We start from the raw sequence: 19045 nt of genomic DNA, 5'->3' as shown, positions 1-19045 counted from the left end.
CTCGAATCCTGATCGTCGAAGATGCTCGCGATATCGCGAGCATGCTTGCGGAACGACCCCCATTCCGTGGTGATGCCCCCGGTGGCGTCATCAGGGGCGGCCGGGAAGCGCTGACGGCGTCAATCGGCGTTCTGCACGCCCTTTGTCGCGGCAAGAACGCGTTCCGCACCGTCCTCGATGACCCCGCGCATGGCCTTTTTGGCAGCGCTCACATTGCGGTCCCTGATCGCATCGGCAATGGCCCTGTGGCGTGCCACCGAATAGCTGTGGCGCTCAGGATTCGGGATCGGCGAGCTGATCGTGAACGTGGTCACCAAGGCCACCTCTATGAGCGCGCTGATCGAGCGCATGAAGGGATTGTGAGACGCATCGGCAATGGCAATATGAAATTGAAGATCACTGTCGACGAAACTGGATGCGGCTTGGCCAGCCTCCCCCATCCTGTCGACCCATTTATAGAGTATTTCAAGCTGAGCGGCCGTTCTGCGGCGCGCGGCGAGGCCCGCCGCTTCGGGTTCGAGCGCCAGACGCATTTCCAGAAGGCTCGACAGGAATTCCGGCGTGGGACCGGCCTCGAAATGCCAGACCAGAATGTCCGGGTCGAACAGATTCCAATGCGAGCGCTCGAGCACGCGCGTGCCAATCTTGGCGCGCGGCTGAATCAGGCCCTTGGCCGCCAGCGTCTTCAGTGCTTCGCGCAGCACCGTCCGCGATACGCCGAAGCGCTCGAACAGCTCGGCGTCACCCGGCAGAATGCTGTTCTCCGCGTAGTCACCGCTGATGATGCGCAAGCCGAGCGCGCGCATGACGTGGCCGTGATGCGTGTGCGAATGGCCTGCCGTCCGGAAATCGTAATTTGTAAGGTCGTTGCGTGGCAAATCACCCCCCACTGGTTGCCGTTGTTCTCTTCAGTGACAGGAACACCAATATGCGTTGCAAGGCAATGAACGAGAAGAGAAGGACACCGACAACGATTTTTGTCCACCAACTGGACAGGGTTCCATCAAAGACGATGTAAGTCTGGATAATCCCCTGGATGATCACGCCGATGAACGTACCGGCGATATAGCCGACGCCCCCGGTCAGCAACGTCCCCCCGATCACCACTGCCGCGATGGTATCGAGTTCGACGCCGACAGCGGCGAGCGAATAACCCGCAGAAGTGTAAAGCGAAAAGACAATACCGGCGAGCCCCGACAGGAAGCCCGACATCGCATAGATGCCGATCGTGGTCCTGGCAACCGGCACGCCCATCAGCTCGGCCGACGTGCGGTTTCCGCCCACCGCATAGATGTAGGAACCGAACTTGCTGAAATGCGCAACGACGATACCGACCAAAAACACCAGCACCATGAGGCAACCGATGAAGGTCAGCCGTCCGCCGCCTGGCAACCGGTAGAACAGCCCCTGCAATGCCGTATAGAACGGGTGATCGATCGGGATTGAATCCGTTGTCATCACGAAGCACATGCCCCGTGCCAGAAACATGCCAGCCAGCGTGACGATGAAGGACGGCACTTCAAGGTAGTGGATGATCGCGCCCATGCTTGCCCCGAAAGCCGTGGTGATCAAAAGCGCAATTGCAAAGGCAATCAGCGGATGAACGCCGTAATGCGTGATGAGGACGGCCAGAAGCACGCCGGTAAAGGCAATCACCGATCCCACAGAGAGGTCAATGCCGCCGGAAAGAATGACGAACGTCATGCCGACAGCGGCAATTCCCAGAAAGGCATTGTCCGTCAGCAGATTGCCGGCAACACGGGTCGAGAACATCGCCGGAAACTGGAAAACACAGGCAGCATACGCAATGAGGCAGATGAGCAGTGTGGCACAAAGGGGCAAAAGGCGTGTGTTCATTGTCTTTTTGCCCCCTTTGAGCGGAATTCCCCCTTGAGAAATGCCCAGCCGCCCAGGGATGAAAATGACTGCGCCAGCAGGATGACAATGATGACCAGCGCTTTCAGGATGAGATTGTATTCGGGCGGGAAACCGGACAGCAATATCCCCGTGTTCATCGCCTGAATGATGACTGCGCCAAGCGCCGACATGAGAATGGAAAAGCGGCCGCCAAACAGTGACGTCCCGCCGACGACAACTGCGAGAATTGCATCCAGTTCCAGCCAGAGACCCGCATTGTTGGCATCGGCACCGCGAATATCCGCGGCAATGATGATCCCGGCCAGTGAAGCGCAGAACCCGCAAAACCCATAGATGACGAGCAGCAGCAGTTTGCTGTTCAGTCCGGCATAGCTGCTTGCGCTTCGATTGATGCCGATCGATTCGATCAGCAGCCCGATTGCCGTGCGCCGGACCACGGCAATCGCCACGACGAGAAGCGAGACCGCGATCAGGATGGGCATGGGAATGCCGGCAAAGGAGCCTGTTCCGAAGAAGATCAGGCCGGGCTCGGTGAAGGTGACAATCGAACCCTCGGTGATCAGCTGCGCAATGCCGCGGCCAGCCACCATGAGGATCAAGGTCGCCACGATGGGTTGCAGGTCGAAATAGGCGACGAGAATGCCGTTCCACAGGCCGCACGCCAGACCCGTGCCGAGGGCGGCAACAATGACGACAGGCAGGGGATAACCGGCGACGGTCATCGTTGCAGCCAGCGCGCCCGAGACGGCCATGACAGCGCCGACCGAAAGATCGACACCGCGGCTGGCGATGACAGCGGTCATGCCGATTGCCAGGATGATCACCGGGGCCCCGCGATTGAGGACATCGATCAGGCTGCCGAACAGCCGGCCGTCCTGAAGGCGTATTTCGAAGAATCCGGGAAATGCCAGATAATTGAGAAACAGGATGAGCATCAGCGAAAGCAGCTGCGGCATGGCTTTCGTCAAGGCTGCAGTATTCAGACGGATCATGCAGGGGCCCCTTCAGATTCAGCAGCAATCATCTGCATGATGTTTGATGTCGTGATATCGTCACCGGAAATTTCGCCGCGATGCGCGCGATCCCGCAAGACAACCACACGGGTGCTGTAGGCAACGATTTCCTCAATCTCCGAGGAGATGACAAGCAGCGCCATGCCATCGTCGCAAAGCCGGTTGATCAGCGCGATGATCTCCGCATGCGCGCCGACATCGATACCGCGCGTCGGCTCGTCGAGAATGAGAAACCGGGGATTGGTTGCAAGCCAGCGGGCAAGGATAACCTTCTGCTGGTTGCCGCCGGATAGAAATTTGATCGGCTTCTCAATGTCCGTGGTGCGGATATCGAGCGCCTTGACGAATGTGTCGGCTAGGCTGATCTGCTCACGGCTCGACAACCGGTTGAACCAGCCTTTCTGGGCCTGCAGCGCCAGGCAAATATTTTCGCGCACGGAAAGATCGCCTATGATCCCGTCGGACTTGCGATCTTCCGGGCACAGACCGAACCCGCAGGCGACAGCGTCCTGCGGTGTGCGGATGAGCACGGGACGTCCGTCTATGCGGATATGCCCCGTGTCCGCGGCGTCGATTCCGAACAGGATTTTGGCGGTCTCCGTGCGGCCCGATCCCAAAAGCCCGGCCATCCCGATCACTTCACCTTCACCGATATCGAGATCGAACGGCGCAATGCTGCGGCTGCGTCCAAGTCCCTTGAAGGAGAACGGCTTGATGGCGGGGACCGGCCGGTCATGGCGCGTATTGTGCGTTGCGACCGCCAATGCCCGTCCAAGCATCAGGGAAACCAGATCGATCTTTGGAAGTTCCGCAGTCAAAGCGCTGCCGGCCAGCTTTCCATTGCGCAGGACCGTGACCCGGTCACAGATTTCATAGACCTGGTCGAGGAAATGCGTAATGAAAACAATACCAAAGCCGCGGGCGCGCAACTGGCGTAGTATGGCGAACAGGATTTCGGTCTCATGGCGGTCAAGACTGGCGGTCGGTTCATCAAGGACAAGAACGCGCCCCGACATATCAACAGCGCGGGCGATTGCCACGAGCTGCTGCACCGCAACGGAGTAACGGGACAAATCGGACGAAACATCCAGATGCAGGTCATATTGCGCCAGCAATTCCTGCGCCTGTTTTTCCATCAGCTTGCGGTTGACGAAACCGAACCGCATTGGCTGGCGCCCGATGAAGAGATTATCGGCAACGGACATATTGGGCAGCAGATTCACTTCCTGGTAAACCGTACCGATACCGAGATATTGAGCATGCTGCGTATCGCGCATGGCCACCGGTTGCCCGTCGATTTTGATCACGCCGGCATCCGGCTGGTGGACACCAGTCAGCACTTTGATCAGCGTTGATTTCCCCGCGCCATTTTCGCCGAGAAGCGCGTGGATTTCCCCCGGCCTGACGGTGAAATCAACGCCATCCAACGCTTTGAAACCAACAAATGATTTGGAAATGCCCTCTACCGCAAGAAGACCGGGTTTGTCCGTCATTGCGCCGTCTCCCCATCAGCGGATTTCCGATCAGTGACCAGCCGCCCCCAATGGGACGGCTGGCACGGCGGTCCTGATCAGTATCCCAGGCCCTTCTTTTCCTCGTAGACCTTCTTCGGGTCATCGGCCTGTGTGTAGAGCTTCGATTCCGTCTGTATCCACTTTGGCGGGGCTTTTCCGCTGTCCTTGAATGCCTTCAAGGCATCAAAGGCTGGTCCCGCCATGTTCGGGGTCAGTTCCACCGTTGCGTTCGCTTCCCCTTCGGACATCGCCTTGAAAATATCAGGCACCGCATCGACAGACACGACGAGAATGTCCTTGCCCGGCTTCAACCCGGCTTCCTTGATTGCCTGGATCGCACCAACGGCCATATCGTCATTGTGCGCGTAGAGAGCGCAGATATTCTTGCCGCCGTTCTCCGCCTTGAGAAAGCCTTCCATGACTTCCTTGCCCTTGGAGCGGGTAAAGTCGCCGGTCTGGCTGCGGGTAATCTTGATATTGGAGGCCGAGGCGATTCCGTCCTCGAAACCCTTCTTGCGGTTGATGGCAGGACTTGAACCAACCGTTCCCTGCAATTCAACAACCTTGCAGTCCTTGCCGGCCACCGCTTTGACGAGCCATTCGCCGGCAACCTTGCCTTCGTGGACGGTATCGGACGTGACCGCAGTCAGATAGAGACCGTCATTGGCTGTTTCGATGGTGCGGTCCAAAAGAATGACCGGAATCTTGGCTTCCTTGGCTTCGGCAAGAACAGTGTCCCACCCTGTCGCCACGACCGGAGCGATGAAGATGGCGTCGACACCTTGTGCAATGAAGCCGCGGATCGCCTTGATCTGGTTTTCCTGCTTCTGCTGGGCATCGGCAATTTTGAGATCGACGCTGCGTTTCTTGGCTTCGATCTTCGACACGGATGTTTCAGCCGCACGCCAGCCCGACTCCGAGCCGATCTGTGAAAAACCGACTGTCAAATCAGCCGCATGCGCAGCACCGGCGCACAACATGGCAACCGTGCTGGCAAGCAGAATTCTCTTCATGGAAATCATGACGTCTCCTCCCGAAATTGGTCAAATTTACAAGATCCTCCCAGACCTCCAGCGTATTACTATAATATAGTAATACAAATAACAAGACGGTTTTGAGTCACGACAAAGCGCCCGGTTGCGGGCAGCCGCCGAGGGAAATCAGTCACGGAAGGATAACGAGAATGCCAAGTACCGAAGCGCGAGCGGAGGCGCGCCAGCCCGACGGATTGTCATGAAACTCCATCGGCTATCGGGATGGTTTAGGTGGGCTGCGCCGACAAGGCACCCGTTGCCACCCTTGGCACGGCACTCTCGATCATGTCCGACTTGGCCTGAAAACGCAGGCCAAAGACGGCAATGAGCAGCGCGAACCAGACCGGATTGCGATTCTGGAAGAAAAGGGTGTCCGTGCAGCTCGCAAAAATCACGTAGAGCCAAATACGGGAGAAAAGGCGCGTCAGATGCGGGTTTCCTCCCTGTTCTTCTGCCCGCTCGATATAAAGGATCGGCAGAATCAACAGCCAGACGAAGATGAGTATGAGGCCGGGAATTCCGGCTGAAACGAGCGTATCGACATAGCCATTGTGGGCGGTTCCCGCGTTCAACGCTCCGCTTTCGATCTGGCCGCCGCCATAAATCAGTTCAGGAGACCCCCAGAACACGTCAAAGCCGTATCCGGTGATCGGCTGGCGCGCCGCCGCATTGATCGCAAGCCTCCAAATATCGGTGCGTGTCGTGAATGTCGGGTCTATTCCGACCGAGGCCAGCATCTCGCGCACCGGCTCGAGAAAAGCCGCGCCGACCGTGACGAAGTTGATGGCGATAATTCCGCCCAGGACGATGAGGAAACGCAGCGATCGCAGACGCTCGAACAGGGCTGCAAGAACAAGTGTGGCCGGCAAAGCTGCCGAGGAGGTTTTACCACCGGTCCTGAACAGGAAGTACGTTGACAGGACGACAATGACAACGGCTCTCAGGCGCAGATGGGATGACCACGCGTACAGGCCGAAGAAGACCGATATGACCATCACGCCTGCGGTGATATTCTTGTGCGAGAACTGACCGCGCCAATCGCCTGCCAGTTCCCGTTCGGCAAAATCACCGATATTGTGAATCGCATATTGCGGCCAGACCGTGACGCCCCAGTAGGCGAACCCAAGCATCACCAGGGTGGCCAAACTCAAGAGTGCCGCAAAATGCCGCTCCGATTTTGGCAGGAGCAGGAATATGCTCGCGTTCATACAAACCAGAGCGCCAAGAATGGCCCTTTTCACGGCAACGTCCGGGTGAAGCGACAGGATCGAAACGAAGATATACCAGATGAAAATTGCCGAAAGCAGAGCGGCTGGCTGCAGGATCATTCGCCGGAGGGGGTGTCGCAAACCGAAGAAGAGCAGCATGGCGGAGAGGAGCAGCATCACCACCTGATAGAGCGCGTCGGAGCGCGGATCGGCCGGATTGATGACAGCGCTCAAATCGGGAAATGGAGTCGTGGTAATCCAGAATAGAAAGAATATCCCCAGAAACACAAAGGTGCGCATCAGGGTCTGGCTGACCCGAATGGTGTTTTGCCCTGTATCGTCATGCCCGCCCCCACGTGCGGATGTTGATTTTCACCGGCAATCGACCCGGTGTTTTTCCTTGGAACCATCCGCCTCCCGACTATGTTTCAGATTGCGCAACGGGGTCAAGTGCAATGAATAGGCATATTGCAATGTCGTTGTTCAAAAATGGCGGGAGCGATCAACTGCCATCTCAATGGTGGTCAAAGCACCGGTTTGACCCGCCCGAATGCAACGCGATTGTGGCGGTAATAATTTTCAATTCTTGCGCGACTTGAAGAAACTCATGTCCAGACACCCCGGCTGAAAAGGATTTCAATGGGAATCCTGATGCATGGACACGGCGACAACACACCGATGCGTATCGAAGACATTCAAACAATGGCTCCATTGTCCGAATTCGAAATTCGCGAATTGTTCCGGAAAATGTTGAAACTCACCGAAGATGCCCGCGGTGCGACGCCCGCCGGCCGTCATGAGCTGGATGTCGTGCAAAATGTCCTGAAATTCTCGATGGCGCGGCTGAAAGAACCCGACAGGCGCGGAATAGCCAACGATAATCCGGCGGAATAGTCCCATCCTCCTCTGCAGGGTTCAGAGCCCGACATCATAAAGAATTTGGTTCATGGAACGGGCGGGCTCCCTTTCCTGCACGCCGCCGATGACCTTAGCGGGAACACCTGCCACCGTTTTCCTGTTTTCGACGGATTTCAGGACAACCGAACCGGCGCCGATCTTGGAATTGACGCCGATCTCGATATTGCCAAGAACGGTGGCACTGGCACCGATGAGAACGCCGTGGCGCACCTTGGGATGCCGGTCTCCGGTGTCCTTCCCCGTACCGCCCAGCGTCACGCCCTGCAGAATGGAAACATTGTCTTCGATCACGGCGGTTTCGCCGACCACGATGCCGGTGGCATGATCAAAGAACACACCCTTTCCCATGCGCACGGCGGGATGAATGTCGACCTGCAGAACACGTGACGATCGCGATTGCAGGAAAGCAGCCATATCCTCCCGGCCCGTATCCCACAAATGGTGGGCAAACCGGTGGACCTGGATCGCGTGGAACCCCTTGAGATAGAGCAGCACATGCAATGCGCTCCTGGTGGCAGGATCGCGCTCAAGGACGGCGCTGACATCCGCCTCCATTCCGGACAGCACCGCCCGGTTCTCTTTCAGCACCTCGCTGAACAGATCCCATAGTTTTTCGCTTGTCACGACAGGGCTGGCGAGAACATCCGCCAACTGCTGGCAAAGCGCATCCTCAGGATTGTCGAAGCGCAATACCGCATGCTGCAGAAACGAGGAAAGCGTCGGTTCGCGCTCGCTCACCGCCGCCGCCTCTGTAAGAATACGCGACCATAGTGCGCGCTTTTTTGAAACTGCCGTTGCATTGGTCATTGTGCACCACACTCAAAATCCGGTGATCGGCGTTATCTTGGACCCGTCACTGAAACGGGAAAACCGGAAAGCCGCCGCGTCCACCACCGGCGTGCGCCCGGTCACGATATCGGCCATCAAACGCCCGGCACCCGGTCCTATGCCGAACCCATGGCCGGAAAAGCCCGTGGCGATGTGAAAGCCGGGGATTTCGTCGACGGCCGAAATGACAGGTATAGCATCAGGCGTGGCGTCGATATAGCCGGCCCAGCGCTGGGCGATCTCCGCCTGATTGAATACGGGAAATGCCGCTTTGAGGCTGTCGAAAAAGCGGTTCGACAGATCGAGCGATGGCTTGGGATCAAGGACCCGGTGATACTCGAACGGGCTCGCCTCATCCATTTTCCATTTGGCCGGAATGCGCGCCTCATCAAAGAAGCGGCCGCCGAAGCGAAAAGACAAGGAATCCCATTCCAGTTTCAGCGCCGGCAGGAACTGCCGCGCATAGCGGAATGATTTCGGCACGATATCGACAATGTTCTCATGGCCGGAGGCAATGGTGTATCCCCCGTCCTGACGCTTGCGGATGGCAAAATCCTTGGACCAGAGCGCCGTTTCCGGGCCTCCCTGCAACGGCTTGGTGCGGATGACGGTGTTCAGCACCTTGAGTTGCGGCAGATCGATGCCATAGAGGCCGCAAAACAGATTGGACCACGCGCCGCCGGCGAGCACCACCGCGCTGCATCCGATTGTCCCCCGTTCCGTGACAACACCGGATATCTTGCCGCCGGTTGTTTCGATGCCCCGCACCGCGCATTCCGTGAGGATGGACGCGCCTTTGTCGCGCGCCGCTTCAGCGATGGCGGGTGCCGCCTTCTGCGGTTCAGCCCGCCCATCGACGGGCGTATACAGGGCACCTTTCAGGGGCAGATGTCCGCCCGGGAGGAGATCGTCGAGCTCCTTGCCACTGATCATGCGGCTCTCCAGCTGATAACCTTCCAGATTTTGCAGCCAGCGCTCGTTTTCCTCGTAGGATTTGTCGTCCGGCGCCGTGAACAGAATGCCGGCGCGCCTATACCCGGTATCGCGGCCAAGCCGCTGATCAAAACCGGACCATAGACGCAGCGCCTCCGCCATCAGCGGCACTTCGCGCGGGTCACGGCGCGATATACGCACCCATCCCCAATTGCGGCTGGATTGTTCCTGGCCGATGCCGCCCTTTTCACACAGGGCCACCTTGAGGCCCCGTTCGGCCAGTTCGAGCGCAGTCGAAGCTCCTATGATACCGCCGCCGACAACGACCACATCCACCTCTTCCGGAAGGTCTTCGTCACCATGAACGCGCACAACATAGGGGCCAGGCATTGAACAGGTTTCCTCTCACCAACAATCGATCTCACGGGTCTACCGGCGTGGCAACGCCGTGGCAGATGCTTTGCAGCCATGCCATTACGCCGCCGCTGCCGCAAGGTAGAGAAGATCGGTTTCGAGAGGAGGCATTGTTTTGCCAATGACCGCCTATCTGTGCAGGAATATGCTCAAACGAGCGTGTTTCGCGCCATGCATGCGCGAAACACATATTGTCAGATGGGTTCCTGTTTGCGGACAAGCCTTACAGGAGCTTATCGAGAGTGATCGGCAGGTCCCGGATGCGTTTTCCCGTGGCATGAAAAACCGCGTTCGCTATGGCCGGGGCCACACCGACGATCGGCAGTTCTCCCACAGCCTTGCCGCCGAGCACGGAAGCATGATGATCGGGGATACCCACGGAGATCACCTGCAGATCCGGGATATCGGCATTGGTCGCCACGAGATAATCGCCGAGATTGTTGTTGATCACGCGGGCATAGCGCGGATCGACGACGCCCTCCTCCAGCAACGCCTGGCCGATGCCCATGATGATGCCGCCCCGCCATTGGCTTTCCGCCAGCTTGGGATTGTACAGGCGGCCCGAATCAAGCGCCGAGACCATGCGCGAGACACGCACGGTGCCGAAATCCGCATCAACCCGCACCTCGACAAAATGCGCGCACCAGCTGTGCAGGGAGTAGCCGCCTTCCGTCGGCGGCTTCATCGCCATCATGGTGGTGAAGTTGTTGTAGCGGTCCTGCGTGTTCTTCTTGTCCTCCGGCAGGGTATCGCGCAACGCCTCCACCTTTTCCTGCCCGATGACACGCATGAAATCGGCGATGGAAATATTGGGCTTTTCGCTGCGCGGCGTCGAAATCACGCCATCGGCAATGGTCAGGGTATTGGTCTGCTGATCGAGAAAAGGCGAACTCGGATGATTGAGCGCAAGACCGATCAGTTCATCGCGTGCCGCGTGGGCTGCCTTGTGGACAGCGCCCGTCATCAGGTTGGCAAGTTGCGAGCCGCCGGCAACCGGCGCCCGGGGCAAGGCGGAGTCTCCGAGTTTCACGCGAACCCGGTCAACCGGAATACCCAGAACCTCAGCTGCGGTCTGGGCAAGGATCGTATAGGTTCCCTGCCCCATATCGATGCTGCTGCTCGCGACCTCCGCCGTGCCATCGGCAAGAATGCGGACCAGCGCCTCACCAGGTGTGCGCCGCACCGGATAGGTCCCTGCCGCGACACCCCAGCCGATCAGCTGGTTGCCTTCGCGCATCGAACGCGGCGCCGGCGAGCGCTTTGACCAGCCGAAGGCTTCCGCGCCTGCGGCGAAGGCCTCCCGCAGCCGGCGAGTCGACCAGGGAATTTTCGCCTCCGGATCTTCCTCGGCATAGTTCAGCAGGCGGATCTGCAGGGGATCGATACCCACTTCATAGGCAAGCTCATCGATCGCCGATTCAATGCCGAACGCGCTGGGATTTTCCCCCGGCGCCCGCAGGGCACCCGGGGTAACCGTGTTGAGCGGAATGACATTCTGCCGCGAGCTGAAATTGGGCACCGCATACATGATCGCGGTGACAGAACCGAGCGGCTCGACCGCAACGCCGAGCATCGATGTCTCGTTGACGCCGCGCTGCACGATGGAAAGGAGTTTGCCCTCCCTGGTTGCCCCAAGGGCCAATGTCTGACGGGTGGCGGGCCGGCCGCCATAGGCGGTGAAGGTTTGCGGACGCGTGACCACAAGCTTCACCGGTTTGCCAAGCATCCGCGCGGCAATCGCGGCAACGGCGCCATGCGGCAGTGACAGCGCCTTCGAGCCGAAGCCGCCGCCGATATAGGGCGAGATCATGCGGACATTCTCGAACGGTATGTCGAACCATTCAGCGTAGGAACGGGCCATGCCGTCGATCCACTGGCTTGGCTCCCATAGCGTGAGGCTGTCTGCCTCCCACTGCGCGATGATGCCGTGCGGTTCGATGGCAACGTTGTATTCGCGCGGCGTCCGGTATTCCTGTTCGATCCGCACCGGAGCCTCGGCCAGTGCCTTCTCGGCATCGCCCCGGGACATCGTCATGCGCTCGATCGGCACCCCGTCCCCGGCCCTGGGGTCGTCAAGGCCGTAAACATGCTCCTTTTCCTCATAGGTGACCCTGATCAGGGCGGCGGCGGCCGTGGCCTGCTCCAGGGTTTCGGCCACAACGGCAGCGATGTGCTGGCCATTGAAACTCACAATCCTCGGCAGCGCCAGAAACGGACCCTCCGGGCCGGGCGTACCGGCCCATGTCGTCGCTGACTTCAACGGCATGATATTGTCGGGCGTCAACACCAGGAGCACGCCCGGCGATGCTTCGGCAGCCTTGGCATCAACGGATGTTACGATACCGGCTGCAATCGTGCTCTGCACCGTTACGGCATAGACCAGCCCCTCGATCTGATGTTCGACGGCGTAGGTCGCACTGCCGGTGATTTTAGCGGGGCCATCGAGCCTTGACAGGCGTCCGCCGAGATTGCCGTCGGATGCATCGCCGTGTTTGGCCTTTGGATTGATGAAAGTCATGCCAGACCTCCCAGTTGCAGGACAGCGCGCGTGATCACACGCGGGGCGAGATCGATCTTGTAGTGGTTCGCGCCATGATCAGCCGCGCCTCGCATGGACAGCAGACTGGCCTGACGGACCAGCTCCGGTTCCAGCACCTTGCCGATCAATGCCGCCTCCACCGCGCGGGCCCGCCACGGCTTCGTTGCGACGCCGCCAAGGGCTATGCGCACATCGCGAACCGTCCTTCCGTCGGCAGCCAGTTCCAGCCCGACAGCGGCGCTGGCGGCAGCGAACTCATAGGACTGCCGGTCGCGGACCTTGAGGTAGGTGGAGCGCCGTGCGGCGGCCGATAGCGGTATTGTCACGGACGTGATGATTTCACCGCGCTCCATGGCGTGTTCGCGATCCGGATGATTGCCGGGCAGCAGGAAGAAGTCATCGACCGGTATCTCGCGGCTTCCCAGATGCACAATCGCATCAAAGGCAACCAGCGCGACAGCCAGATCGCCCGGATAGCTGGCAATGCAGGCGTCGCTCGTTCCCAGAACCGCGTGATTGCGGGTCACGCCGCCAAGGGCAGTGCACCCGGAGCCGGGACTGCGCTTGTTGCAGGCGGGAAAAACGGCCGCATCACGGAAATAGGGACAGCGCGTGCGCTGCAGCAGGTTGCCGCCAATGGTCGCCATGTTGCGGATTTGCGCGGAGGCCGCCAGCGCCAGCGATTGCGTGACGGCCGGAAAGGCGTCCTGCATTGCGGGATGATCGGCCACCGCGCTCATGCGGGCAAGCGACCCGATCGATGCCCGGGTCCCGTCGACCTCTATGCGGTCAAGACCAGCGAGATGCGTGATATCGATGACGGTGTCCGGTTCGGCAACCCCGCATTTGGCAAGATCAAGCAATGTGGTGCCACCGGCCAGGATCATGCTCCCGGCAAGCGCTGCGGCCGTGCGCGCCTCGTCCGCCGAACCTGCACGCAGATAGGTGAAATTCTTCATGATGCGGCCTCCGCAGCTTCACGGACAGCAGCCACGATATGGGAATAGGCCCCGCACCGGCACAGGTTGCCCGACATATATTCACGAATCTCGTTGTCTGATCCCGCATGTCCTTCCCGAATGCAGGCAACCGCCGACATGATCTGTCCCGGCGTGCAATAACCGCACTGAAAAGCATCATGCTCGAGAAAGGCTGCCTGGACAGGATGCAATTCGCCATCTTCTGCCGCGATGCCTTCAATCGTGGTGATCGCACGGCCCTCGGCCTGAGCGGCAAGCGTCAGGCAGGCGAGCACGCGTCTGCCATCGATGTGAACGGTGCAGGCGCCGCACTGTCCCTGATCGCAGCCCTTCTTGGTTCCGGTCAGACCAATATGCTCGCGCAGGGCATCCAACAGCGTCACACGCGGCTCGACGGCAAGCGTCTGCTCCCTGCCATTGATGTTCAGCTTCAAGTCGATTGTTCCGGTCATTCTATTGCTCCTGCTGTAGCGGATGCAGATTCAGTCGGCGGCCCGGGATGCGGACACCTGCCGCCTGCCAGAAAGTTCAAAACCAGCCTATGCGTATGAGAGACATGACACCGGCACCGATTCTGCGATAAGAAGGCAAACGGACTCCACTTAAACGGAGGGGCCTCCGCTTATCTTAAGACCTTGTTGCTCGTGGTCAAGCCCCCATGAGCGTGGAGCAGATTTTGGTTGCCAAGCCGCCAGAAAATTCCGAGCCAACCCCGTCGGCAGCCAAGGGCATGCGCGCCGATGCGCGACGCAACCGGGAAAAGCTGCTCGAAGTCGCGGCCGCGGTTTTCTCGGAACGTGGCATTGAAGGCTCCCTCGAAGACATCGCGCGGCGCGCCGGTGTTGGCATCGGTACACTCTACCGTCATTTCCCGACGCGCGAACATCTCGTCGAAGTGGTTTACCGCCGCGAAGTCGAGAGTCTCTGCGCGGCAGCGGGCGAATTGTCCCTGAGCCATGCGCCGGATGTGGCTCTCGAGGAGTGGATGCAGCGGTTTGTCGGCTATATCGCCGCCAAAAGAGGCATGGCAAACAGCCTGCGCATGCTGGTCAACACGAACTCCGAACTTTTTGCCGAGAGTTCGGGCATGGTTTCCGTCGCCCTGCGCAATCTCGTGGAAGCGGCCGCACATCAGAATCTCATCCGGCGGGACATCGACAGCACAGACCTGCTGCATGCCCTCTTCACCATCTATTCCATTCCCGATGCTCCCGACTGGCATGAGCGTTCCCGCCGTTTGGTGAAACTGCTGATGGATGGTCTGCGGTGGGGTGCCGGGGCAAAACACACCCCCTGAAACGGCAGTTTTTCAAGCCAAAATCCGCGCCTGGGCAACCGCTCCATCATGTTCCCGCAATCCTCGCATGCAACGATGCGCGGACAATTGGATGTGAGAAGCAATGCCTGCAGTTACAACACCGAGCGCGATTGGGAAAAACGTTCGTTCCCGCGGCTTCCACGACCATGGCTGTGCCCGAAATACCGGGTGCCCGGTCCAAGGTCGCGTGCGTGAGATTTGACATTGCCCCTTACCCCATTTTTCTGTCGCCATGCGTGCGTGAAGACCATCTGCGTCCTTACCGGTGCGGCGATGCTTACCGCTTGCCAGAATGATGCATCGGGCTTGGCTCTCTCGGCGCCCAGCCTGCCGGCGCGCTATGCCGCCGCCGCGAAGATGCCTGCTGGCCGGCAGCGGGACCTGCGCGACTGGTGGCAGACTTTCGGCGATCCGGTCCTGAGCGGGCTCGTCGTACGTTCGCTTGGACAGAACCTCACCATCGTCCAAGCGAAGCAGCAGCTTGTCGCCGCGCGAACAATGGCGCGGACATCAAGAACACTTTTCATGCCCACCGCCGATGTATCGGGCACGGCCAATGCCGGAACGGGTTCGACCAAATCGCAGGAACTGCTGCGCCGACCGGTTCAGCTCAACCTTGAAGTGGGCTGGGAGCTTGGCCTGTTTGGCTTGAGCGAGAACACACAGCGGGCAGCCAAGGCATCCGCCGATATGGTCGCCGAGGATGTCGAAGCCGCACGCATCGCTGTTGCCGCCGAAATTGCCAGCGCTTACGTGCGCCTGCGCGCGCTGCAGGAGCGCGAGGCGATCGCCCGCGCCTCCCTTGCCCTGATCGAGCGCGATGGCAAGCTTGCCGCGGTCAAATACCGTTCCGGCCTTGCCGCCGCATCGGACGCAGAGGAATCCCGGATAAGCCTTGGCGATGCGAAGGCGGAACAGGCCCGGTTCCAGACACAGATCGACATCACCCTGCAGCAGATTGCCACCCTTCTCGGGACCACGCAGATCGACACCTCCCTGCAGCACACAAAACCTCAACCCGTCGCCCGCCTCGACCCCATCACAGGCCGTCCGGCGGACCTCCTGCGCGCCCGTCCGGATGTCCGGCGGGCCGAGCTTGCAACCGTGCGTGCTGCCGCCGATATCGGCATCGCCCAGGCCGACCTCTACCCAAAACTCCGCCTGAGCGGCATTGTCGGTGTTGGCGGTCCGTCCAACGGTTCGCCGTTCGGCATCATGGGCGGGCCGTCGGTTCAAATTCCGGTTTTCGATCAGGGACGGCGGCGCGACGTCGTTGCGGCACGGCAGGCTCTGTTCGACGAAGCTGTTGCGGCCTACCGACAGAGTGTTCTCGTTGCCTATGAGGAAGCATCATCCGCGCTGCGGGCGTGGTCGGCCGTTCATACCACGACCCGGCGACTGAATGCGAATCTGGCATCCGCGCAAAAGATGCGCTCCGCAACCACGGTCCTCGAACGGGAAGGCCTGAGCGACGGATCCAAGTCGATTGGCTCGGCGATGCGCGTCCTGGCGCAGCGCAAGCAGCTGGCCGAGGCGCAGGAAGCCGAAGCGCTTGCCCTGATCACATTCTACAAGGCCATCGGCGGCGCCTCGCCCCTGACGACCAGCACGCAAGACGCCCCCACCCGCCAACGGAAGGGGTAACCGGATGTCCGTTTCGATAGCACGCAAAACATTGGTCCATGAATGGCGGCGGTTTCTTCCAGCGATTGTAGCGGTGGGTTTTTCCGGCGTTCTCATGATCGTCCAGGGCGCCCTGCTTCTCGGCATCATCGGGTCCAATGCGCTCTACGTTACCCAGTCCAGCGCGCAGTACTGGGTGGGTTTTCCCGGCACGCAAAGCGTGGATCTCGGGCGGCCGATCAGCGCCAGCATCGCAACCAGCCTGTACATGGAACCGAATATTTCCCATGTGGAACGCTTCCTGCTCGGCTCCGGCGACTGGCGCGGCGCGCGCGGCGGCGGCACCAGCATCAATATTGTCGGCATTGACGCGCGCCCTCGCAGCATCGGCCTCTCGACGGTTGTTCCCCCGGCAATGCGCAACCTGCTGCAGCAACCCGGAACAGCGCTGGTGGATGCCACCGACAGGCACAAGCTGGCCATCGATGTCGGCGATACCGCCGAGGTCAATGGCCGCCGCATTCACATTGTCGGTTTGATCGAGGGCCTGCGAGGGCTGGGCGGCGTAAACGTCGTCACGTCGATAGAAACTGCGCGGACTCTGGACAATGCGCTTGGGGCAACGGACGACGTGACCTATTTCCTTTACACTGTGACAAAGTTCGGACCAGCGGAAGCCATTCGCGAGCGTTTGAACAATCCAGCGGGAATCCCGCGCTTTCACGTGTGGTCCGCCCCGGAACTGGCGGGAATGTCGATACGGTACTGGCTTCTCGAATCCGGTGCCGGTATCGCCTTCATCTTCGCAACCATCATCGCCATGCTCGTCGGCGCTCTCGTCACCAGCCAGACACTGATGGCCGCCGTGGCCGGATCCATTCCGCAATATGCGACGCTGCGGGCCCTTGGCGTATCATTCAAGGGACTGCGGGCCATCGTCATCGAACAGGCCGCCTGGGTCGGGGTTCTCGGCTTGCTTGTCGGCGCCGTCTTCAGCACCGCCGCCGCTCTCATAGCCCGCATCTACAGCGTGCCCTTTGAACTGCGGACAAGCATCGTTCTGGCAGCATCCACCGTTGTGCTCACCGTGGCGTTCGCTGCCGGCCTTTTCGCCCTGCGGCGTCTGCAGCACGCCGATCCAGCAACATTGCTCCGGTGACCGCCATGCAGCCAACGATTTCCGCGACCGGCATCAGCAAGGCATTTGTCGTCAAGCAAATCCGCACGATTGCATTGCAGGACGTATCCATCGATATCTTCCAGGGCGAACTGACCCTGATCATCGGGCCATCCGGATGCGGCAAGAGCACGTTGCTGGCGACGTTGAGCGGCCTGACCATTCCCGATTCAGGCGCGATCAGAACGCTTGGAACCGATCTTGTGGCGGCGAGCGATGCCGAGCGCGATTCCTTTCGCCTGCATCATTGCGGTTTCGTCTTCCAGGGCTTCAACCTGTTCCCTGCCCTGACCGCCGTCGAACAGGTCCAGGTGCCGCTGGACTATCTCGGTGTTGCCGCCGAAGAGACGGCGGAGCGAGCGGAACGGGCGCTGGAACAGGTTGGTCTCGCTGCCCGGCGCCACCTGCACCCCGCCGAACTGTCCGGCGGCGAAAAGCAGCGAGTGGCCATCGCCCGCGCCATTGTGAAGAAACCCGCCATTCTGTTTGCCGATGAGCCGACCAGCGCGCTCGACAGCGTCAACGGCCAGATCGTCATCGAGATTCTTCACACGATTGCAAGACGAACCCGGGCCACGGTTCTGTGCGTGTCGCATGACCCGCGTCTTATTGCCCACGCGGACCGTGTCCTGCAAATGGAAGATGGCCGCATTCTTCGTGACTGGCGTCCCGCCGCCGGTGCAAAAGCGTCAGGAAATACCAGTCATGACTATGTTTAGCCGCACCTCTCTGCAGTATGCGATCGTTCTGGCAGCGCTGGGCGGTGCCGGTCTGGCGCTCTGGGCCATGTCGAGCGCGACGGAGGCCAATCAGGCGGAAATTGCCCAGGCCAGACCAGGCATTATTGCGGCGGCACGCGGTGTCGTGGATGTCGAGGGCGGCCTGCTGCGACTCTCCACCCAGCGTGACGGGGTGATTCAGGATGTGCCGGTGAAGGAAGGACAGCGGGTCAAAGCCGGCGATATCCTCGCCGCGCTTGACAATCGCCGCGAACTGATCGCTGTTCGCACCGCCGAAGCCGAAGCACGCCAGTCCAAGGGCCAGTTGGACGCGTTGCAGACAAAGCTGGGTGCCCAGACCCGTCAGGCGGCACGGCTGCGCCGGGCAGCGGCAGGAAACGCCGTTTCGGCCCAGGCGCTTGACGAAGCCGAGGCGCAGTTGTCGGCCACCAAAGCCGAAGTGGTCATCGCCGAAGCCGCCCTGGCGGCAGCGGAGAGCCGTGCGGACAACAGCCGTCTCGAAGTCGAGATGCGGCTTGTCCGCGCGCCCATCGCGGCACGCATCATTCGCCAGTCCGCCCGCGTTGGCGAAGTCGTATCGACGCAAGCCGTTACCCAACTTTTCACGCTTCTGCCGGAGGCACCGCGTATCGTCCGTGCCGAAATTCAGGAGCAGTTTGTCAAACTAGTCAAACCGGGCATGGATGTCGACATCATCGCGGAAAACGATGACACCATGTCCATCCAGGGACGCGTCATCAGCATCCAGCATGTGCTTGAACAACCCAAATCGCGGGATGCGCCCGGTGATCGCGTCGATATCCGCACGGCTGAATGCATCATCAGCATTCAGCCCAAGTCACCATTCCTCATCGGGCAGCGCGTGATCGTCCGTTTCAAAACCTGACCGGATGATCGCAGCAGGGGCAGCTTCGGTTCGCTGCCCGTC

The 19045-nt window shown here is 60.1% G+C and carries 17 protein-coding genes; 6 read left to right on the top strand and 11 right to left on the bottom strand.

The genetic code is table 11. From position 1 onward, the window contains the following. Positions 1–119: 119 nt before the first annotated feature. The 6 genes from ACIQWS_RS16155 to ACIQWS_RS16130 form a co-directional block, all read right to left on the bottom strand. Positions 120–878, bottom strand: a complete 759-nt coding sequence (locus ACIQWS_RS16155; RefSeq protein ID WP_403181391.1) for a FadR/GntR family transcriptional regulator — start codon at positions 876–878, stop codon at positions 120–122. A 1-nt stretch (position 879) separates the two neighbouring features. Beyond that, complete coding sequence (yjfF, locus tag ACIQWS_RS16150) at positions 880–1857, bottom strand: galactofuranose ABC transporter, permease protein YjfF (RefSeq protein ID WP_223615809.1); 978 nt, start codon at positions 1855–1857, stop codon at positions 880–882. After that, positions 1854–2870 (bottom strand): ABC transporter permease, encoded by a 1017-nt coding sequence (locus ACIQWS_RS16145; protein ID WP_403181384.1) that lies wholly within the window; start codon positions 2868–2870, stop codon positions 1854–1856. The genes yjfF and ACIQWS_RS16145 overlap by 4 nt, the downstream gene beginning before the upstream one ends. Next, positions 2867–4384: a sugar ABC transporter ATP-binding protein gene (locus ACIQWS_RS16140; protein WP_403181381.1), complete on the bottom strand. Its 1518-nt coding sequence runs from the start codon at positions 4382–4384 to the stop codon at positions 2867–2869. Before ACIQWS_RS16140 ends, ACIQWS_RS16145 begins: the two co-directional genes overlap by 4 nt. Before the next feature lie 77 nt (positions 4385–4461). Next, the gene (gene ytfQ / locus ACIQWS_RS16135) at positions 4462–5418 is read right to left on the bottom strand and encodes a galactofuranose ABC transporter, galactofuranose-binding protein YtfQ (RefSeq protein WP_403182510.1); all 957 of its coding nucleotides are present in this window, start codon (positions 5416–5418) and stop codon (positions 4462–4464) included. A gap of 248 nt (positions 5419–5666) precedes the next feature. After that, positions 5667–6947, bottom strand: coding sequence for an O-antigen ligase family protein (locus ACIQWS_RS16130; protein WP_403181376.1), 1281 nt, complete (start codon positions 6945–6947; stop codon positions 5667–5669). Positions 6948–7298: 351 nt separating this feature from the next. Here ACIQWS_RS16130 and ACIQWS_RS16125 point away from each other — a divergent pair, with 351 nt between their 5' ends. Next, positions 7299–7541, top strand: a complete 243-nt coding sequence (locus ACIQWS_RS16125; RefSeq protein ID WP_403181374.1) for a hypothetical protein — start codon at positions 7299–7301, stop codon at positions 7539–7541. Positions 7542–7562: 21 nt separating this feature from the next. Here the strand turns inward: ACIQWS_RS16125 and cysE are convergent, their stop codons facing one another. The 5 genes from cysE to ACIQWS_RS16100 all read right to left on the bottom strand — a co-directional run bounded on the left by cysE (position 7563) and on the right by ACIQWS_RS16100 (position 13711). Then, on the bottom strand, positions 7563–8372 hold the full coding sequence (gene cysE / locus ACIQWS_RS16120; protein ID WP_403181371.1) for a serine O-acetyltransferase: 810 nt from the start codon (positions 8370–8372) through the stop codon (positions 7563–7565). A 12-nt stretch (positions 8373–8384) separates the two neighbouring features. After that, positions 8385–9716 carry an NAD(P)/FAD-dependent oxidoreductase gene (locus tag ACIQWS_RS16115; RefSeq protein WP_403181368.1) on the bottom strand — a complete coding sequence of 444 codons (1332 nt, stop codon included), beginning with the start codon at positions 9714–9716 and terminating at the stop codon, positions 8385–8387. A 247-nt stretch (positions 9717–9963) separates the two neighbouring features. Then, the gene (locus tag ACIQWS_RS16110; protein ID WP_403181366.1) at positions 9964–12258 is read right to left on the bottom strand and encodes a xanthine dehydrogenase family protein molybdopterin-binding subunit; all 2295 of its coding nucleotides are present in this window, start codon (positions 12256–12258) and stop codon (positions 9964–9966) included. After that, the gene (locus ACIQWS_RS16105) at positions 12255–13238 is read right to left on the bottom strand and encodes an FAD binding domain-containing protein (protein ID WP_403181363.1); all 984 of its coding nucleotides are present in this window, start codon (positions 13236–13238) and stop codon (positions 12255–12257) included. The genes ACIQWS_RS16110 and ACIQWS_RS16105 overlap by 4 nt, the downstream gene beginning before the upstream one ends. After that, on the bottom strand, positions 13235–13711 hold the full coding sequence (locus ACIQWS_RS16100) for a (2Fe-2S)-binding protein (protein WP_403181360.1): 477 nt from the start codon (positions 13709–13711) through the stop codon (positions 13235–13237). The genes ACIQWS_RS16105 and ACIQWS_RS16100 overlap by 4 nt, the downstream gene beginning before the upstream one ends. A 206-nt stretch (positions 13712–13917) precedes the next feature. On the opposite strand from ACIQWS_RS16100, the gene ACIQWS_RS16095 reads away from it, so the two are divergent. The 5 genes from ACIQWS_RS16095 to ACIQWS_RS16075 all read left to right on the top strand — a co-directional run bounded on the left by ACIQWS_RS16095 (position 13918) and on the right by ACIQWS_RS16075 (position 19003). Continuing rightward, positions 13918–14556, top strand: coding sequence for a TetR/AcrR family transcriptional regulator (locus ACIQWS_RS16095; protein WP_403181356.1), 639 nt, complete (start codon positions 13918–13920; stop codon positions 14554–14556). Positions 14557–14850: 294 nt separating this feature from the next. After that, positions 14851–16221: an efflux transporter outer membrane subunit gene (locus ACIQWS_RS16090; RefSeq protein ID WP_403181353.1), complete on the top strand. Its 1371-nt coding sequence runs from the start codon at positions 14851–14853 to the stop codon at positions 16219–16221. 4 nt (positions 16222–16225) lie between these two features. Next, the gene (locus tag ACIQWS_RS16085; RefSeq protein ID WP_403181348.1) at positions 16226–17359 is read left to right on the top strand and encodes an ABC transporter permease; all 1134 of its coding nucleotides are present in this window, start codon (positions 16226–16228) and stop codon (positions 17357–17359) included. A 5-nt stretch (positions 17360–17364) separates the two neighbouring features. Continuing rightward, entirely contained in the window at positions 17365–18096 is a 732-nt protein-coding gene (locus tag ACIQWS_RS16080) for an ABC transporter ATP-binding protein (protein WP_223615822.1), read from the top strand. Next, positions 18083–19003, top strand: coding sequence for an HlyD family secretion protein (locus tag ACIQWS_RS16075; RefSeq protein ID WP_403181343.1), 921 nt, complete (start codon positions 18083–18085; stop codon positions 19001–19003). Before ACIQWS_RS16080 ends, ACIQWS_RS16075 begins: the two co-directional genes overlap by 14 nt. The last annotated feature ends 42 nt before the right edge of the window (positions 19004–19045 follow it).

Origin of the sequence: Phyllobacterium sp. NPDC097923, assembly GCF_044760925.1 — a bacterium.
In the GTDB taxonomy this organism is placed as follows: domain Bacteria; phylum Pseudomonadota; class Alphaproteobacteria; order Rhizobiales; family Rhizobiaceae; genus Phyllobacterium; species Phyllobacterium calauticae.
The sequence above is the reverse complement of the archived record's forward strand: the minus strand, read 5'-3'. Positions and strand labels throughout refer to the sequence as shown.

What these genes read in the sequence shown, in the direction of transcription:
- yjfF (WP_223615809.1), bottom strand. Translation starts at nt 1,857, where the DNA reads ATGAACACACGCCTTTTGCCCCTTTGTGCCACACTGCTCATCTGCCTC.
- ACIQWS_RS16145 (WP_403181384.1), bottom strand. Translation starts at nt 2,870, where the DNA reads ATGATCCGTCTGAATACTGCAGCCTTGACGAAAGCCATGCCGCAGCTG.
- ACIQWS_RS16140 (WP_403181381.1), bottom strand. Translation starts at nt 4,384, where the DNA reads ATGACGGACAAACCCGGTCTTCTTGCGGTAGAGGGCATTTCCAAATCA.
- ytfQ (WP_403182510.1), bottom strand. Translation starts at nt 5,418, where the DNA reads ATGAAGAGAATTCTGCTTGCCAGCACGGTTGCCATGTTGTGCGCCGGT.
- ACIQWS_RS16130 (WP_403181376.1), bottom strand. Translation starts at nt 6,947, where the DNA reads ATGCGCACCTTTGTGTTTCTGGGGATATTCTTTCTATTCTGGATTACC.
- ACIQWS_RS16125 (WP_403181374.1), top strand. Translation starts at nt 7,299, where the DNA reads ATGCATGGACACGGCGACAACACACCGATGCGTATCGAAGACATTCAA.
- cysE (WP_403181371.1), bottom strand. Translation starts at nt 8,372, where the DNA reads ATGACCAATGCAACGGCAGTTTCAAAAAAGCGCGCACTATGGTCGCGT.
- ACIQWS_RS16115 (WP_403181368.1), bottom strand. Translation starts at nt 9,716, where the DNA reads ATGCCTGGCCCCTATGTTGTGCGCGTTCATGGTGACGAAGACCTTCCG.
- ACIQWS_RS16110 (WP_403181366.1), bottom strand. Translation starts at nt 12,258, where the DNA reads ATGACTTTCATCAATCCAAAGGCCAAACACGGCGATGCATCCGACGGC.
- ACIQWS_RS16105 (WP_403181363.1), bottom strand. Translation starts at nt 13,238, where the DNA reads ATGAAGAATTTCACCTATCTGCGTGCAGGTTCGGCGGACGAGGCGCGC.
- ACIQWS_RS16100 (WP_403181360.1), bottom strand. Translation starts at nt 13,711, where the DNA reads ATGACCGGAACAATCGACTTGAAGCTGAACATCAATGGCAGGGAGCAG.
- ACIQWS_RS16095 (WP_403181356.1), top strand. Translation starts at nt 13,918, where the DNA reads ATGAGCGTGGAGCAGATTTTGGTTGCCAAGCCGCCAGAAAATTCCGAG.
- ACIQWS_RS16090 (WP_403181353.1), top strand. Translation starts at nt 14,851, where the DNA reads ATGCTTACCGCTTGCCAGAATGATGCATCGGGCTTGGCTCTCTCGGCG.
- ACIQWS_RS16085 (WP_403181348.1), top strand. Translation starts at nt 16,226, where the DNA reads ATGTCCGTTTCGATAGCACGCAAAACATTGGTCCATGAATGGCGGCGG.
- ACIQWS_RS16080 (WP_223615822.1), top strand. Translation starts at nt 17,365, where the DNA reads ATGCAGCCAACGATTTCCGCGACCGGCATCAGCAAGGCATTTGTCGTC.
- ACIQWS_RS16075 (WP_403181343.1), top strand. Translation starts at nt 18,083, where the DNA reads ATGACTATGTTTAGCCGCACCTCTCTGCAGTATGCGATCGTTCTGGCA.